This window comes from Nitratireductor sp. J20-h4, assembly GCF_056780505.1.
The window spans coordinates 3,756,564-3,771,198 of sequence record NZ_CM165557.1 but is presented as its reverse complement, the minus strand read 5'-3'; the positions used below and the strand labels follow the sequence as shown (position 1 = coordinate 3,771,198).

Here is a 14,635-nt window from a genome sequence, read left to right as displayed (position 1 = left end):
CCGGCGCGATTTCTGACGGGAGATTTGCGGCGATGCCGGCTTTCAAGACACTCGATGATATCGGCGACGTTTCAGGCAAGCGGGTGCTCGTACGCGTCGATCTCAACGTGCCGACGAAAGACGGCAAGGTGGGCGACGTCACGCGTATCGAGCGCGTTGCGCCGACCATTGCCGAACTGTCGGACCGGGGCGCGAAGGTGATTTTGCTGGCGCATTTCGGCCGGCCGAAGAACGGTCCGGATCCGGCCCTGTCGCTTGCGCCGATCGCGACCGCGACCGAGGCGGTGCTGGACCGTCGGGTTCATTTCGCGGCCGACTGCATCGGCCCGGTTGCGGCGGCAGCGGTGAACGCGATGGCCGCCGGCGACATCCTGATCCTGGAAAACACCCGTTTTCACAAGGGAGAAGAGGCCAACGAACCTGATTTCGTTGCGGCGCTGGCTGAAAACGGCGATCTCTTCGTCAACGATGCCTTTTCGGCCGCGCACCGCGCCCACGCTTCCACGGAGGGGCTTGCGCATGTCTTGCCGGCCTATGCCGGGCGAACGATGCAGGCGGAGCTGGTTGCGCTCGAAAAGGGACTCGGCGATCCCGCCCGGCCGGTGGCGGCGATCGTCGGCGGGGCCAAGGTTTCGACCAAGATCGACCTGCTGATGAACCTGGTCGGCAAGGTCGACGTGCTGGTAATCGGCGGCGGCATGGCCAACACGTTTTTGGCGGCGCGGGGCACGCAGGTCGGTAAATCCTTGTGTGAACACGACCTTGCCCAAACGGCCAAGCAGATCATGACCGAAGCCGCTTCGGCGGGCTGCGCGATCGTGTTGCCGGTCGACGCGGTGGTGGCGCGCGAATTCAAGGCGGGCGCGGACAACGAAACTGTCGCTATCGATTCGGTGCCGGCCGATGCGATGATCCTCGATGTCGGTCCGAAGACGGTCGAGACGGTGACCGACCGCATCGACCGTGCTGCGACGCTGGTGTGGAACGGACCGCTGGGCGCGTTTGAGATCGCGCCGTTCGACGCCGCCACCGTGGCGGCCGCCAAATTCGCCGCGGCGCAGACCGTCGACGGTCGGCTGATCTCGGTGGCCGGTGGCGGCGATACGGTTGCGGCCCTCAACCATGCCGGGGTGGCCGACGCCTTCACCTACGTCTCGACCGCCGGCGGCGCCTTCCTGGAATGGATGGAAGGCAAAGCCCTGCCAGGGGTGGACGCGCTCAAGAAGCGCGGTTGACCCGCCGCCAGGACGGGTGCGGCGGCCGGTTCGACGGTGCGTTAAGGCTGAGGCAAAATGCCGGTGGGCTAAACCGATTGAAATTCTTTCAATCGATTCAAAGCGATGGCGGCACAGTTCCGTTTCCGCGCCCGCTCTGATAGAGCGCCAATCCAGTTGAAGAGACAGGATGAGGCCGGATAATGAGTGAGCGTCTGAAAGACAACGTGCAGGCCATGGCCGCGCAGGCCGAGAACAAAGACGGCTTCATCGCGGCGCTCGATCAGTCGGGCGGCTCCACGCCGAAGGCGCTCAAGCTCTACGGCATCGATGAGGGGGCTTGGTCGGACGAGGCGGAAATGTTCGACCTCATTCACCAGATGCGCGCCAGAATCATCAAGTCGCCCGCCTTTACCGGCGACAAGGTGATGGGCGCGATCCTGTTCGAGCAAACGATGGACCGCGACATCGACGGCACGCCGACCGCTCAGTATCTCTGGGAAAAGCGCAGCGTCGTTCCGTTCCTGAAGGTCGACAAGGGCCTTGCCGATGCGCAGGACGGCGTCAAGCTGATGAAGCCGATGCCGGATCTCGACGCGCTTTTGGAACGCGCTGTCGCCAAGGGCGTCTTCGGCACCAAGATGCGGTCGGTGATCGACGCGGCCAATGCCAAGGGTATCGCGGCGATCGTTGCCCAGCAGTTCGAGGTCGCCAGGCAGATCCTCGACCATGGGCTGGTGCCGATCATCGAGCCTGAGGTCACGATCTCGATCTCGGATAAGGCGCAAGCGGAAGAGATTCTGCTGTCGGAAATCCAAAAGCATCTCGACGGCGTGCCGGCGGGCAAGCAGGTCATGCTCAAGCTGACGCTGCCGACGACGGCGAACCTCTACAAGCCGCTGATCGACGATCCGCGCGTCATGCGCGTGGTGGCGCTGTCCGGCGGGTATTCGCGCGCGGAGGCGAATGAAAAGCTGGCGCAGAACAAGGGCATGATCGCAAGTTTCTCGCGCGCCCTGACGGAGGGGCTTTCCGCACGCCAGAGCGACGCCGAGTTCGACGCGGCGCTGGCTTCGGCGATCGACAGCATCTTTGAGGCGTCGCGCAGCACCTGACGTTCCGCGGGGCAGGGCACAGGCTGGGTTTCCAATCACAAGGGTAAGCGCCTGAAAAGCCCGGACGACAGCGTTCGGGCTTTTTCTTTTGGCCGCGGCGCACTATTCGGGATGCGAGACCCAACGGACCCACGCCATGTCACGTTTGCTGCCCCTGCTTTCCTGGCTCGCCTTTCCAATTTATGTCTGGCAAGGGCTGGCGGTCAGGCGGCGCGCACCCCGCCTTCTGCCGCCCGAGGGGCCCGTACTGCATACCTTGACCGGGCGCGGCGAGCCGGTACGGCTTCTGGTGCTCGGGGATTCCTCGGCGGCTTCGGTCGGCATCGACGACAGCGAGAAGGGGCTGGCCTCGCGGCTGGCTCACGCACTCAACCGCGACGCCGGCCGGCCGGTCGCCTGGCGCGCGGCCGGCTTCAATTCCGCGACCTCGGGTCAGCTGCGCGACCATGTCGTGCCCAATATGGCGGCCGAGCCTTGGACCCATATCGTGCTCTCGGTGGGCACCAACGACACCAAGAATTTTCATTCCGTCTCGCGCTTCAAGAAGGAGTTCGGCGGCCTTCTCTACGCCGTCAGGGCGAAATGGCCGCGGGCGCGCATCGTCTGGTCGCCGGTGATCGACATGACGCGGGTGCCCGCCTTGCCGGCATTGCTCGGGCGTATTCTGGAAATACGGGCGCGCGCGATCAATCGCATTGGAGCGAGATTGTGTCTGGAGCGCGGCGCGGTGCCGGCCGCGCGGCTACCGGTCGTCGATCCGGCAGCCGGATTCTCGCATGACGGGTTCCACGCCTCGGTGGCGGGATATCAGGCCTGGGCCGACCATCTCCTGCCGCTGATCGTGCTCGACGATACGGAAATCGTAGCTTTAGCGGCCATGGCTCAGCGCGACGGTGAGCGAGATCGCGGCCAGCGCCAGTAGCGCCAGCTTCCAGAAATCGCGGCGATGGCGCAGGCCGGGCAGGCCGAGCGGCTTGATGAGCTGAACCACCATCATCAAGAGGATCATCAGCGACAGGATTTTGGTCATCGGACCTCCGCGACGCGCTGTCGGTGCGGCGCTCGTCTCGACCTTTGACCAGCATCAAGGCAGCATGTCAAAGCCCGCGCCATCATGGCGCTACCGCTCGGTGTTAGATCATAGTCAAATGGACGCGTGCGGCGAGGGGCGGCTAAATGAGGGCAAACGGGCGTGGCTCGATCGGGAGGTGAACAATGGCTTCGCGCTATCAGGCGGTCTACGAATTGTGGCAACGGGACCCGGAGGCGTTCTGGGCGGCGGCGGCCGCGGCGATCGACTGGTTTTCGCCGCCGGACAGGATTTTCGACGCCGAGGCCGGCGTCTATGGCCAGTGGTTCCCGGATGCCACCTGCAACACCTGTTACAACGCCGTCGACCGGCACGTGGCCGGTGAGCGAGCCGACCAGGCCGCGCTGATCTATGACAGCCCGATCACCGGTCGGAAAAAAACCTTCACCTATGGCGAACTGAAGGCCGAGGTGGAGGCGCTTGCCGCCGTTATCGCCGACCAGGGCGTGGGCAAGGGTGACCGCGTCATCATCTATATGCCGATGGTGCCGGAGGCGGTTTTCGCCATGCTCGCCTGCGCGCGGTTGGGCGCCGTCCATTCCGTGGTGTTCGGCGGCTTTGCAGCCAAGGAGCTGGCGACCCGTATCGAGGATTCGAAGCCGAAGCTGATCGTTTCGGCCTCCTGCGGTATCGAGCCGGGACGCATCGTGGCCTACAAGCCGCTGCTCGACGGGGCGATCGCGATGGCGCGCCACAAGGTTGCGCGCTGCATTGTGCTGCAGCGGCCCGAGCAGGGTTGCGAGCTTGTCGAAGGGCGCGATGTCGATTTCACCGCCGAGGTCGCCGCGGCCAAGACATCGGGGCGCACCGTACCCTGCGTCGAACTGGCGGCAACCGATCCGCTCTATGTGCTCTACACGTCCGGCACGACCGGCCAGCCCAAGGGGGTGGTGCGCGACAATGGCGGCCACATGGTCATGCTGGAATGGTCGATGGGCCATGAATACGGCATCGAGCCGGGCGAGGTGTTCTGGGCGGCCTCGGATGTCGGCTGGGTGGTCGGTCATTCCTACATCGTCTATGCGCCGCTCCTGCATGGCTGCACGACGGTGCTCTTCGAAGGCAAGCCCGTCGGCACGCCCGACGCCGGCACGTTCTGGCGCGTTATCGCCGAGCACGGCGTCGTGGCGCTGTTCACCGCGCCGACCGCCTTCAGGGCGATCAAGGGGCAGGACCCGAAGGGCGAACATGTCGGCAAATACGATCTGTCGAAATTCCGTACCTTGTTCTTGGCCGGCGAGCGTGCCGATCCCGAAACCATCAAATGGGCCGAGCAGAAACTTGGCGTTCCGGTGATCGACCATTGGTGGCAGACGGAGACCGGGGCTCCGATCTCCAACAATCCGGTGGGTCTGGGGCAATTGCCGGTCAAGTACGGCTCGCCGGCCGTGCCGATGCCGGGCTACGACATGCGCGTGCTCGACGATGCCGGACATGAGGTGGAAACCGGCACGCTCGGCAACGTGGTGGTCAAGCTGCCGCTGCCGCCCGGTTGCCTGCCGACGCTGTGGAACGCGGACGACCGTTTCCGCAGCGCCTATCTCGACGAGTTTCCCGGTTACTACAAGACGGCCGATGCCGGCTATATCGACGAGGACGGCTATCTGTTCATCATGGCGCGCACCGACGACATCATCAATGTCGCCGGCCATCGGCTGTCGACCGGCGGCATGGAGGAGGTTGTGGCCGAACATCCCGATGTCGCCGAATGCGCGGTGATCGGCATCGCGGATGCGATGAAGGGCCAGGTGCCGTGCGGCTTCGTCGTTCTCAACGCCGGTGTCGCGCGCGGGGCGGGCGATATCGAAAGCGAGGTCGTCAGCCTGGTGCGCGACAGGATCGGACCGGTTGCCGCCTTCAAATCGGTAGTCGTGGTCAAGCGATTGCCGAAGACGCGTTCGGGCAAGATCCTGCGCGGCACGATGCAGAAGATCGCCGACAGGCAGGCCTGGGCGATGCCGGCCACGATCGACGATCCGGCGATCCTCGACGAAATCACCGTCGCGCTCAACGCGCACGGTATCGGTGTCTGATCACGATTTCAGCCCGCGCCGGCCCTCTGGCCGGGCACGGTGCCGGCGGTTATAAGGCCGGCTGGTGAATTGCAAGGAGCGCATCATGCCGCTTGACGGAAAAATCGCGATCGTGACCGGCGCGGCCGGCGGGATCGGTTATGCCATCGCCGAGCGCTTCCTGCGCGAGAAGGCAAAGGTGATCGTCGCCGACATCGATCCCGAGAAGGGCGAGAAGGCGGAAAAGGACCTGTCGTTGCTCGGCGAGGTCCGTTTCGTCAAATCCGATGTCGGGAAACGGCTTGACGTGCACAACCTGATCGCCGCCGCGATCGACGGTTTCGGCGATATCGACATCCTGGTCAACAATGCCGGCATCGTCCACGGCGCCGACTTCCTCGACCTCAACGAGGAGGATTTCGATCGTGTCCTCGACGTCAATTTGAAAGGCACCTTCCTCGTCGGACAGGCGGTCGCGCGCTACATGGTCGACAAGGTCAAGAGCGGCGGCGCGCCGGGTGCGATCGTCAACATGTCGTCCGTCAACGCGGTGTTCGCGATCGCCAACCAGGTGCCTTACTCGGTGTCGAAGGGCGGGGTGAACCAGCTTACCAAGGTGATGGCGCTGTCGCTGGCACCCTATGGAATCCGTGTCAATGCGATCGGGCCGGGTTCAATCATGACCGATCTGCTTTCCAGCGTGAACGCCGATCCGGCGGCCAGGAACCGCATCCTGTCGCGCACGCCGCTCGGTCGCATCGGCGCGCCGTCCGAAATCGCCTCGGTCGCCGCTTTCCTGGTTTCCGACGATGCCAGCTATATCACCGGCCAGACGCTTTATGCCGATGGCGGACGGCTGCCGCTCAACTATACGGTGCCGGTCGCTTCGGACTGAACCGCACCGTCGCCGCGCTCGCCACGGACTGCTGACGCGAGGCTGTCAGCAGCCCTGTGCGACTGTGTCTCCATCGAACAGTCGACGGAGGCCGCCATGTCCTTTTCCCATACGCTCGTCCACCGGGTCGGCCGCTTTGCGGGGCGCTGGCGCACCATGCGCGACCGAGCCCGCACACAGCGCCTGATCTGCACGTTGCCTGCGTATATCCGCAAGGATATCGGCTGGCCGGATACCCCGCTTGCCGATTTCATCCGCCGCGACGGCGACGGACCCTCGCGTCCCTGACGCCCGACCACTTCTGGTCGGTGCGCGCCGCTCTGCGTGACGGCGATCCCCCTCGCCTCCTGACACGATGTTGTCAGGAGGGGCGTGGCATTCTCCCCCAACCGAAAGGATAATCCATGACAAGCTTCATCCCCGAAAATGCCGTGGTGTGGGCCGAAATCCCGGTCACCGACATGGACCGCGCCAAGGCCTTTTACGGCGCGGTGCTGGATAATGCGCCTGCCGACCAGAATGACGGACCCAACCCGATGGCGGTGTTCGCCTGTAAGGAGCGTGAGGCCGTGTCCGGTCATCTTTACCCCGGCAAGCCGGCCAGCCAGGGCGGCGGAAACACGATCCATCTGGCCGTCGCGGCACCGCTTGAGGACGCGCTGAAGCGCGTCACCGACAATGGCGGTTCGGTGGTGTCGCCGGTGATCGAGATTCCGGCAGGCCGTTTTGCCTACTGCATCGATCCCGACGGCAACAGCATCGGCATTTTCTGCGCCTAGAAGGCGGCAGGGGACCGGTGGAAGAGCGGGCGGACAGGTCGGCATCGCCCGTTCGGAGGAATGGAGCAAGACCGTGTCCCGGCGGTTTGCCGGCGTTCCCGGCGCTGGTGACAGACCCGGCAGTTCCCGGCTATCATGCGCGCGCCGTTGCCGGGATCGCGCATGACGCGCCGGAACGGGGGGGCTCCGATCGGTGAGGTCGCGCCATTGCGGCGCGTGATCGAGATGAAGACGTTCGCGACGAGGCGGCCCGGCTCAGAGGTCAATCGCGCTGGCGGACGTTGCAGCCAAGAGGGCCTGCCCGCATGAGACGTGCCGACCGCCTGTTCCAGATCGTCCAACATTTGCGCGGTGGGCGTCTCGTCACCGCCCGCATGCTGGGAGAGTGGCTTGAAGTCTCCGAACGCACCATCTACCGCGATATCGCCGACCTGCAGTCGACCGGCGTGCCCATCGATGGCGAAGCCGGCGTCGGCTACATCATGCGGTCGGGCTACGAACTGCCGCCGCTGATGTTCACGCGCGACGAGATCGTTGCGCTTGTCGCCGGGGCGCGCATGGTGCGTGCCTTCGGTGGTGCGGCGATGGCGCGCTCGGCCGAGGAGGCGTTGGTCAAGATCGGCGCGGTGCTGCCCGACAATGAGCGCGAGCGCATCGCGCGAACCGAAATCCATGCGCCGCTCTATGTCGTGAGCCAGAACGACCGCGAATCGATCGACGTGGTCGAGCGCGCGATCGAGGCGCGTTCGGTGCTGACGCTGGACTATCGCGACGAGGCCGGCCGCGGCACCATGCGCGACGTGCGCCCGCTTGGCCTGTGGTTCTGGGGCAAGGTATGGACGCTTGTCGCCTGGTGCGAGATGCGCGGCGATTTCAGGGCCTTTCGCATCGACCGGATCGCGAGCCTGACGGCCGGCGGGCGCACCTTCAAACCGGAGCGGGGCAAACAGCTTGCCGATTTCTACCGCACCATCGAGGTCCGCGAGGGCATGCCGCGCAGCATCGACGAGAAGAAGCCGGCCTGAGCGTTCCATGGAGTTGGGCGTCGCCTAAAGAGACCACCGGAAGGGACCGCCACCCGGCGATCAGTGCTTGCGCGAGAGGTCCCGCGTCGCGGCTTCCAGCCCGGCGAGCGTCAGCGGATACATGCGCTCGGAAAAAATCTCGCGAATCATCTGGATCGAGTGCGTGTAGTCCCAGTGCTTTTGTGTGACGGGGTTTATCCAGACCGCGTTCGGCCACTGCGCGAGCACGCGCTGCAGCCACACGATGCCGGCCTCCTCGTTCCAGTGTTCGACCGAGCCGCCCGGATAGGCTATTTCATAGGGGCTCATCGAGGCGTCGCCGACGAAGATCACCTTGTAGTCGTGGCCGTATTTGTTGAGCACGTCGTAAGTCGGCAGCGCCTGGGAGTGGCGACGGCGGTTATCCTTCCACACGCCCTCGTAAAGACAGTTGTGGAAATAGAAATATTCGAGCTGACGGAATTCGGCGCGCGCGGCCGAAAACAGCTCCTCGACGACCCGGACGTGATCGTCCATCGACCCGCCGGCGTCGAAGAACATCAACAGCTTGACCGCATTGCGGCGTTCCGGCCTCGTCTGGACGTCGAGATAGCCGTGCTCGGCGGTCGCGTGGATCGTGCCGGGGAGGTCGAGTTCCTCGTGTGCGCCCTCGCGCACCCAGCGCCTGAGCCGCTTGAGCGCCACCTTGATGTTGCGGGTGCCGATTTCGACGGAGTCGTCGAAATTCTTGAACTCTCGCTTGTCCCAGACCTTGACCGCGCGGCGGTGGCGCGATTCATGCTGGCCGATCCTGACACCCTCGGGATTGTAGCCATAGGCGCCGAACGGCGAGGTGCCGGCGGTGCCGATCCATTTCGAGCCGCCCTGGTGGCGTCCCTTCTGCTCTTCCAGCCGCTTCTTCAGCGTCTCCATCAGCTTGTCGAAACCGCCCATCGCCTCGACCAGCCTTTTTTCGTCCTCGCTCAGATGCTTTTCGGCAAGCCGGCGCAGCCATTCCTCCGGGATGCTGGCGACATCGACCGCGGCTTCGCCCGACACCGCCTCGACACCCTTGAAGATATGCGAAAACACCTGGTCGAAACGGTCGATATGGCGCTCGTCCTTCACCAGCGCGGCGCGGGCGAGATAATAAAACCCTTCGACATCGTAGTCGACGAGACGGGCGTCCATGCCCTCCAGAAGGGTCAGATATTCGCGCAGCGAAACCGGCACGCGCGCGGCTTTCAGTTCGAGGAAGAAGGGAATGAACATGGGCCGACGTTAATTCGCCTTCGTCCGGTTGTCAGCCAAAAACAAGCCGTTGCGATCGTTGCCGGATTGTCGGCGGATCGCGGGCTGACGGTGTGCCGGCACGGTCTGTCTCAACGCTGGTACTTGATGAACGGGGTCTGCCTGGCGATACGGTCGTAAAGCTTGCGTGCGGTTTCGTTGAAATCCTGCGTCATCCAGTAGACGGCGGCGGCGTCGCGCCGGTCGGCCTCGGCGTAGACCGCTTCGATCAGCGCCCGGCCGACGCCTTTGCCGCGCATATCCGGATCGGCGAAAAGATCCTGCAGATAGCAGGTGTTCTTGTCGGACCAGCAGGTGCGGTGGAAGATGAAATGGACCAGCCCGACCGGTTTGCCGCGGCAAAGCGCAAGCAGGCCGTTGGGTTCGAAGGCGCCGGGATCGAACAGCCGCGTCCAGGTCGCGGCATAGACCGCCTCTGGCACCGTGGTTTCGTAAAAGGCGAGATAGGCGGTCCACAGACGCCGCCAGTCGGCATGGTCGGATTGTCGCAACGGGCGGATGGCAATATCTGTCACGGTCGATCTTCTCCCCGCCCGTTTTGCGCTAGTTTGCCGCCACCGGCCGGGACGGGAAAGGGCCAGCATCGCGGCGATGCTTGCACCTGTGCGGCCAGGCCTAACCCTGCCGGCGCGCCATGAAGGCCAGGCGCTCGAACAAATGCACGTCCTGCTCGTTCTTCAGCAACGCGCCATGCAGCTTCGGCAATGCGTTTTTCGGATCGGCGCGCAGATCGGCCGGGTCGACGTCGTCGGCGACCAAGAGCCGGATCCAGTCGAGCGCCTCGGAGGTCGACGGTTTTTTCTTCAGGCCCGGCACGTCGCGGATCTCGTAGAACTGAGTGAGCGCGGCGCGCACCAGGTTCTGCTTGATGCCCGGATAATGCACGTCGACGATGCGGGCCAGCGTCTCGGCCTCGGGGAAACGGATATAGTGGAAAAAGCAGCGGCGCAGAAAGGCGTCGGGCAGTTCCTTCTCGTTGTTGGAGGTGATGACGACGATCGGCCGATGCCTAGCGCGCACGGTTTCGCCGGTCTCATAGACGAAGAACTCCATTCGATCGAGTTCCTGCAGCAGGTCGTTGGGAAACTCGATGTCGGCCTTGTCGACCTCGTCGATCAGAAGCACGACCTTCTTGTCGGCGGCGAAGGCTTCCCACAACTTGCCGCGCCTGATGTAGTTGGCGATGTCGTTGAAGCGCGCGTCGCCGAGCTGGCTGTCGCGCAGGCGCGAGACGGCGTCGTATTCGTAAAGACCCTGTTGTGCCTTGGTGGTCGATTTGACGTGCCACTCGATCAGCTCGAGGCCAAGGGCGGCGGCCATCTGGCGCGCCAGTTCGGTCTTTCCGGTGCCCGGTTCGCCCTTGACGAGCAGCGGCCGCTCGAGCGCGATCGCCGCGTTGACGGCCACCATCAGATCCTTGTCGGCGACATAAGCCGACGTGCCTTCAAAACGCATAGTGTCTTCCCGGATGATTGTTCAGGTTTGACGCAAACCGTACGGAGACACGGGTATTGGCGCAAGGTCCGGTAATGAGGGAAATGCGATGCAACGGCTCTGGCGGAACCGGGGCCCGAAGCCTATATTCGCCCGTGACGGTCTGCGCCTCGCGGCAGGAGTAACATTCCCCGGGGCCTTATTGATCCCAAGGGAGCTGTCCCTGTTTGGACCCGTGGGTCCTTTCATACGGCGCCCACCTACTTTGTAGGCACCCGGGATCAACCTCTCCACCGGTGTGCGTGGATCGTCGCGATGCCCCAACACTGCCGGCAAAGGCGGGTATGTTTCGGGCGCATGCATGTTTGCCCCCCGATAGGATACGGCGTTCGCGGCCTGTCCGGCCGGCCTTGACCGTTGACGTGTCGTCGGTTTGGGTGTGTCCGGGGGACGACCATGGCGTTGCCAGGAGGACAAGAACAGGCAATTCGAGCGGCCGCGCTTGCGCGGCGCGACGCGCTCGACCCGGTCTATCGCGTCGAGGCCTCGTTGCGCATCGCCGAATTCGGCGCGGCGATACCCGTGTCGGCCGGCGATGTCGTCGCCGGTTACTGGCCGATGCACTCGCAAGTCGACGTGCGGCCGCTGATGTTCGGCTTGCGCGAAAGACATGCGCGACTGTGCCTGCCGGTCTTTCACAACGCGACCTGTACCGATTTTCGTGAATTGCTGCGCGGCGTGCCGCTTATCGAGGCGGATTCCGGCATGGTCGGGCCCGGCGCGGAGGCACCGGTTCTGGACCCGAACGTTATGCTCGTCCCGCTTGCCGCCTTCGATCGTGGCGGCCACCGGATCGTTTGCGGCGCGGGCGATTACAGACGGGCAATCGCCCGTCTGCGGGCGGGGGGCGCCCCGCTTCGCCTGGTGGGGATCGCTTTCGATTGCCAGCAGGTCGAGGTCGAGCCGGATTTGCCTCACGATGCCGTCATCCCCGACATCCTGACCGAAACCGGCTTGCACACATCGGGCTCCGATCGCTAGATGACCGTTCATAGCCGACGACCGGCTTTACACCGGTCGCCGGCATCATGCGACGCAAGCAGGTATCCGGCCGAATGAGGCTTCTATTTCTCGGCGACATGGTGGGGCGGACGGGACGCATGGCGGTATGGCAGCGCCTGCCCGGCCTGATTTCCGATCTCCGGCTCGATTTCGTGATCGTCAACGGCGAAAACGCCGCCGGCGGCTTCGGCATCACCGAAGACATCTTCAAGACCACGCTGGAGGCCGGCGCCGATGTGGTGACCACCGGCAATCATGTGTGGGACCAGCGCGAGGCGCTGGAATTCGCGCCGCGCGAGGAGCGGTTCCTGCGTCCGGCCAATTTTCCCGGCGGCACGCCGGGGCGCGGGTCCGGGCTGTTCATTGCCAGGAACGGCGCGCGGGTGATGGTCGCCAACATTATGGGCCGGGTCTTCATGCATCCCGAACTCGACGATCCGTTCCAGGCGGCCGAACGCGAGATCGCCGCCTGTCCGCTGGGCGAGCAGGCGGACGCGGTCGTCTTCGACTTCCACGCCGAGGCGACCAGCGAAAAGATGTGTTTCGCCCATTTCGTCGACGGGCGGGCAAGCCTGGTCGTGGGCACGCATACCCATCATCCGACCGCCGATCACCAGATCCTCAATGGCGGCACGGCGTTCATGTCGGACGCGGGCATGTGCGGCGACTACGATTCCTCGCTCGGCATGGACAAGGAGGAGCCGCTCAACCGGTTTCTGTACAAGGTGCCCAAGGGGCGCTTCGAGGCCGCGGCCGGGCCCGCGACCATTTGTGGTCTGGGTGTCGAAATCTCCGACCGGACGGGCCTTGCCGAAAAGGTCGCACCGCTGAGGCTCGGGCCACGCCTGGAAGAGACGGTCCCCGCCTTCTGGAACGAAGGTTGACGCCGCGCGTTTCAACGGTGTCTCATCCCTATCCCCAGTCTGACGATTTTCAACCGAACCGCCGAGGGACGCCCGCATGGCACTGATGGATTTTCTGGCGCCGCATTTTGTCTGGCTCGGGAGCCCGACCGGCTGGGTCGCGCTCGCCACGCTGATCGTGCTCGAGGTCGTTCTCGGCATCGACAATCTGATCTTCATCTCGATCCTGACCAACAAGCTGCCGGCCGAGCAGCAGAAGAACGCGCGCCGGATCGGCATCGGCGCGGCCCTGGTGCTGCGGCTTGTGCTGCTGGCGACGATCTCCTTCATCGTTCAGCTCACGACGCCGGTCTTCACCGCCTTCGATCACGGGTTTTCCTGGCGTGACCTGATCCTGATCGCGGGCGGCCTGTTCCTGGTCTGGAAGGCGACCAAGGAAATCCACCATTCCGTCGATCCGGAAGATCCCAAGGCCGATATTGTCGGTCGCGCCGCGACGCTCGGCGTCGGCGCGGCGATCTTTCAGATCCTGCTGCTCGACCTGGTGTTTTCCATCGATTCGATCATCACCGCGGTCGGCATGACCGACGAGATCGCGATCATGTATATCGCGGTCATCTGCGCGGTGACGGTGATGCTGATCGCCGCCGAGCCGCTGTCGCGCTTCATCGCCAAGAATCCGACCATCGTCATGCTGGCGCTCGGCTTCCTGCTGATGATCGGTACGACGCTGATCGCCGACGGTTTTGGCTTCCATGTGCCGAAAGGCTACATCTATGCCGCCATGGGCTTTTCCGCCCTGGTCGAGGCGCTCAACATGTTGGCGCGGCGCAAGCGGCAGCGGCTGAAGGCGGCCACCGGCGGAGGCGAGCTGGGCGGCGATTAGCCAATCCGGTCCCCGGGTCGTCCCGGGAATCGGTTGTGCAAGGCCCCGCTCGGGTCAGATGTCCTTGCCAGCCGGCGGAGGCGGCCATGGCCCTGATCACACGCCGTCCAGGACCAGGATGGTCGGCCGCCGCGGCAGGCTGGCCAACGAGACGGCGAAGCTGCGATCGCTGGAAAAATCGACGGCGAAATTCTCGCCCATCATCGCCAGGAACTCGCCGATCGGCGTGGAATGGCGGTGCATGGGCAGCACGATCGAGGAATAAAGCCGCCGCGCGATCTCGCTCATATTGAACAGCGATTGCGTCATGCCGCCGTCGACCGGCACCATGACGATGTCGAGCCGGCCGATGGCGGCATAGTGGGCGTCGGTCAGGTCGTGGTGGAGGTGGCCGAGATGGCCGATGCACAAATCGGCGACCTCGAAGATGAAGATCGAATTGCCGTCCCGTTCCATGGCGCCGAAGCGGCGGATGTCGGTCGGCACGTTGCGGATATAGACGTCGTCGACAACCAGCGCATGTCGGGCCGGACCGTCTCCGTCCGGGTTCCAGCCGGGCAGGACATGCTCGATTCGCGGATCGGGCGAGGGCGTGAAATGGGTGCGGTGCGCCTTGTTCATGGTCGCCACGCGCGGCAGCGGGTCGGCGCCGTGGACGCCGGAAAAGTCGGTCGCGATGCGCACGCCGCCGGGCGTCTCGATAATATAGGTGGAGTGGCCGGCATAGGTGATGGTCACCTGCTCGGCGGCTTCGCTCGATCCGGCGGGCGAGACGCTGACGAACACCGTCCTGGGCAGGGCTTCGGCAACGGCAAGGCATTGTGAAGGAACGGGGGCGCGATCCTGTGCGGCGGCGCCGCACATAGCCGCCGCGATGACCAGCATGGCTGCAAGAATGCGCAGATGAAGGGACATGCCAATCTCCTTTTTCTCCGCGGGTTCTATGCATATTAGCGCATGGCCGCGTTCC

At 64.4% G+C, this 14,635-nt stretch carries 16 protein-coding genes and 1 other RNA gene; 12 read left to right on the top strand and 5 right to left on the bottom strand.

Translation table 11 applies throughout. The annotated features are described in order from the left end of the window. Nucleotides 1–32 precede the first annotated feature (32 nt). The 3 genes from ACT2B0_RS18100 to ACT2B0_RS18090 all read left to right on the top strand — a co-directional run bounded on the left by ACT2B0_RS18100 (nucleotide 33) and on the right by ACT2B0_RS18090 (nucleotide 3,251). Entirely contained in the window at nucleotides 33–1,235 is a 1,203-nt protein-coding gene (locus ACT2B0_RS18100) for a phosphoglycerate kinase (protein WP_473459726.1), read from the top strand. 182 nt (nucleotides 1,236–1,417) lie between these two features. Further along, nucleotides 1,418–2,329 (top strand): fructose bisphosphate aldolase, encoded by a 912-nt coding sequence (locus tag ACT2B0_RS18095; RefSeq protein WP_473459725.1) that lies wholly within the window; start codon nucleotides 1,418–1,420, stop codon nucleotides 2,327–2,329. A gap of 136 nt (nucleotides 2,330–2,465) precedes the next feature. Further along, nucleotides 2,466–3,251 (top strand): SGNH/GDSL hydrolase family protein, encoded by a 786-nt coding sequence (locus tag ACT2B0_RS18090; RefSeq protein ID WP_473459724.1) that lies wholly within the window; start codon nucleotides 2,466–2,468, stop codon nucleotides 3,249–3,251. On the opposite strand, the gene ACT2B0_RS18085 is transcribed toward ACT2B0_RS18090, so the two are convergent. Then, a complete protein-coding gene (locus tag ACT2B0_RS18085) occupies nucleotides 3,198–3,359 on the bottom strand; it encodes a hypothetical protein (protein ID WP_473459723.1) in 162 nt (53 codons plus the stop codon). The genes ACT2B0_RS18090 and ACT2B0_RS18085 overlap by 54 nt on opposite strands. A gap of 185 nt (nucleotides 3,360–3,544) precedes the next feature. On the opposite strand from ACT2B0_RS18085, the gene ACT2B0_RS18080 reads away from it, so the two are divergent. The 5 genes from ACT2B0_RS18080 (at nucleotide 3,545) to ACT2B0_RS18060 (ending at nucleotide 8,130) form a co-directional block, all read left to right on the top strand. After that, nucleotides 3,545–5,452, top strand: a complete 1,908-nt coding sequence (locus ACT2B0_RS18080) for a propionyl-CoA synthetase (protein WP_481658420.1) — start codon at nucleotides 3,545–3,547, stop codon at nucleotides 5,450–5,452. 85 nt (nucleotides 5,453–5,537) lie between these two features. After that, nucleotides 5,538–6,326 (top strand): SDR family NAD(P)-dependent oxidoreductase, encoded by a 789-nt coding sequence (locus ACT2B0_RS18075; protein ID WP_473459721.1) that lies wholly within the window; start codon nucleotides 5,538–5,540, stop codon nucleotides 6,324–6,326. Between the two features lie 96 nt (nucleotides 6,327–6,422). Beyond that, nucleotides 6,423–6,614, top strand: coding sequence for a hypothetical protein (locus ACT2B0_RS18070; protein ID WP_473459720.1), 192 nt, complete (start codon nucleotides 6,423–6,425; stop codon nucleotides 6,612–6,614). Between the two features lie 116 nt (nucleotides 6,615–6,730). Then, nucleotides 6,731–7,105, top strand: coding sequence for a VOC family protein (locus ACT2B0_RS18065; protein ID WP_473459719.1), 375 nt, complete (start codon nucleotides 6,731–6,733; stop codon nucleotides 7,103–7,105). Between the two features lie 305 nt (nucleotides 7,106–7,410). Next, entirely contained in the window at nucleotides 7,411–8,130 is a 720-nt protein-coding gene (locus tag ACT2B0_RS18060) for a helix-turn-helix transcriptional regulator (protein ID WP_473459718.1), read from the top strand. Nucleotides 8,131–8,190: 60 nt separating this feature from the next. Here ACT2B0_RS18060 and ACT2B0_RS18055 read toward each other — a convergent pair whose 3' ends face one another. The 3 genes from ACT2B0_RS18055 to ACT2B0_RS18045 form a co-directional block, all read right to left on the bottom strand. Beyond that, the gene (locus ACT2B0_RS18055; RefSeq protein WP_473459717.1) at nucleotides 8,191–9,381 is read right to left on the bottom strand and encodes a vWA domain-containing protein; all 1,191 of its coding nucleotides are present in this window, start codon (nucleotides 9,379–9,381) and stop codon (nucleotides 8,191–8,193) included. Between the two features lie 110 nt (nucleotides 9,382–9,491). Continuing rightward, the gene (locus ACT2B0_RS18050; protein WP_473459716.1) at nucleotides 9,492–9,935 is read right to left on the bottom strand and encodes a GNAT family N-acetyltransferase; all 444 of its coding nucleotides are present in this window, start codon (nucleotides 9,933–9,935) and stop codon (nucleotides 9,492–9,494) included. Between the two features lie 100 nt (nucleotides 9,936–10,035). Continuing rightward, entirely contained in the window at nucleotides 10,036–10,875 is an 840-nt protein-coding gene (locus ACT2B0_RS18045; RefSeq protein WP_473459715.1) for an AAA family ATPase, read from the bottom strand. A gap of 136 nt (nucleotides 10,876–11,011) precedes the next feature. Here ACT2B0_RS18045 and ssrS point away from each other — a divergent pair. The 4 genes from ssrS to ACT2B0_RS18025 all read left to right on the top strand — a co-directional run bounded on the left by ssrS (nucleotide 11,012) and on the right by ACT2B0_RS18025 (nucleotide 13,665). Next, nucleotides 11,012–11,167: non-coding RNA, 6S RNA (ssrS, locus tag ACT2B0_RS18040), on the top strand. 143 nt (nucleotides 11,168–11,310) lie between these two features. Beyond that, the gene (locus tag ACT2B0_RS18035) at nucleotides 11,311–11,895 is read left to right on the top strand and encodes a 5-formyltetrahydrofolate cyclo-ligase (protein ID WP_473459714.1); all 585 of its coding nucleotides are present in this window, start codon (nucleotides 11,311–11,313) and stop codon (nucleotides 11,893–11,895) included. A gap of 74 nt (nucleotides 11,896–11,969) precedes the next feature. After that, nucleotides 11,970–12,800 carry a TIGR00282 family metallophosphoesterase gene (locus tag ACT2B0_RS18030; protein ID WP_473459713.1) on the top strand — a complete coding sequence of 277 codons (831 nt, stop codon included), beginning with the start codon at nucleotides 11,970–11,972 and terminating at the stop codon, nucleotides 12,798–12,800. 85 nt (nucleotides 12,801–12,885) lie between these two features. Beyond that, nucleotides 12,886–13,665 (top strand): TerC family protein, encoded by a 780-nt coding sequence (locus ACT2B0_RS18025; protein ID WP_350141779.1) that lies wholly within the window; start codon nucleotides 12,886–12,888, stop codon nucleotides 13,663–13,665. 96 nt (nucleotides 13,666–13,761) lie between these two features. Here ACT2B0_RS18025 and ACT2B0_RS18020 read toward each other — a convergent pair whose 3' ends face one another. Further along, on the bottom strand, nucleotides 13,762–14,580 hold the full coding sequence (locus tag ACT2B0_RS18020) for an MBL fold metallo-hydrolase (protein ID WP_473459712.1): 819 nt from the start codon (nucleotides 14,578–14,580) through the stop codon (nucleotides 13,762–13,764). Nucleotides 14,581–14,635 lie beyond the last annotated feature (55 nt).

Excerpts from the sequence above, each read along its gene's own strand:
- ACT2B0_RS18100 (WP_473459726.1), top strand. The coding sequence starts at position 33 with ATGCCGGCTTTCAAGACACTCGATGATATCGGCGACGTTTCAGGCAAG.
- ACT2B0_RS18095 (WP_473459725.1), top strand. The coding sequence starts at position 1,418 with ATGAGTGAGCGTCTGAAAGACAACGTGCAGGCCATGGCCGCGCAGGCC.
- ACT2B0_RS18090 (WP_473459724.1), top strand. The coding sequence starts at position 2,466 with ATGTCACGTTTGCTGCCCCTGCTTTCCTGGCTCGCCTTTCCAATTTAT.
- ACT2B0_RS18085 (WP_473459723.1), bottom strand. The coding sequence starts at position 3,359 with ATGACCAAAATCCTGTCGCTGATGATCCTCTTGATGATGGTGGTTCAG.
- ACT2B0_RS18080 (WP_481658420.1), top strand. The coding sequence starts at position 3,545 with ATGGCTTCGCGCTATCAGGCGGTCTACGAATTGTGGCAACGGGACCCG.
- ACT2B0_RS18075 (WP_473459721.1), top strand. The coding sequence starts at position 5,538 with ATGCCGCTTGACGGAAAAATCGCGATCGTGACCGGCGCGGCCGGCGGG.
- ACT2B0_RS18070 (WP_473459720.1), top strand. The coding sequence starts at position 6,423 with ATGTCCTTTTCCCATACGCTCGTCCACCGGGTCGGCCGCTTTGCGGGG.
- ACT2B0_RS18065 (WP_473459719.1), top strand. The coding sequence starts at position 6,731 with ATGACAAGCTTCATCCCCGAAAATGCCGTGGTGTGGGCCGAAATCCCG.
- ACT2B0_RS18060 (WP_473459718.1), top strand. The coding sequence starts at position 7,411 with ATGAGACGTGCCGACCGCCTGTTCCAGATCGTCCAACATTTGCGCGGT.
- ACT2B0_RS18055 (WP_473459717.1), bottom strand. The coding sequence starts at position 9,381 with ATGTTCATTCCCTTCTTCCTCGAACTGAAAGCCGCGCGCGTGCCGGTT.
- ACT2B0_RS18045 (WP_473459715.1), bottom strand. The coding sequence starts at position 10,875 with ATGCGTTTTGAAGGCACGTCGGCTTATGTCGCCGACAAGGATCTGATG.
- ACT2B0_RS18035 (WP_473459714.1), top strand. The coding sequence starts at position 11,311 with ATGGCGTTGCCAGGAGGACAAGAACAGGCAATTCGAGCGGCCGCGCTT.
- ACT2B0_RS18030 (WP_473459713.1), top strand. The coding sequence starts at position 11,970 with ATGAGGCTTCTATTTCTCGGCGACATGGTGGGGCGGACGGGACGCATG.
- ACT2B0_RS18025 (WP_350141779.1), top strand. The coding sequence starts at position 12,886 with ATGGATTTTCTGGCGCCGCATTTTGTCTGGCTCGGGAGCCCGACCGGC.
- ACT2B0_RS18020 (WP_473459712.1), bottom strand. The coding sequence starts at position 14,580 with ATGTCCCTTCATCTGCGCATTCTTGCAGCCATGCTGGTCATCGCGGCG.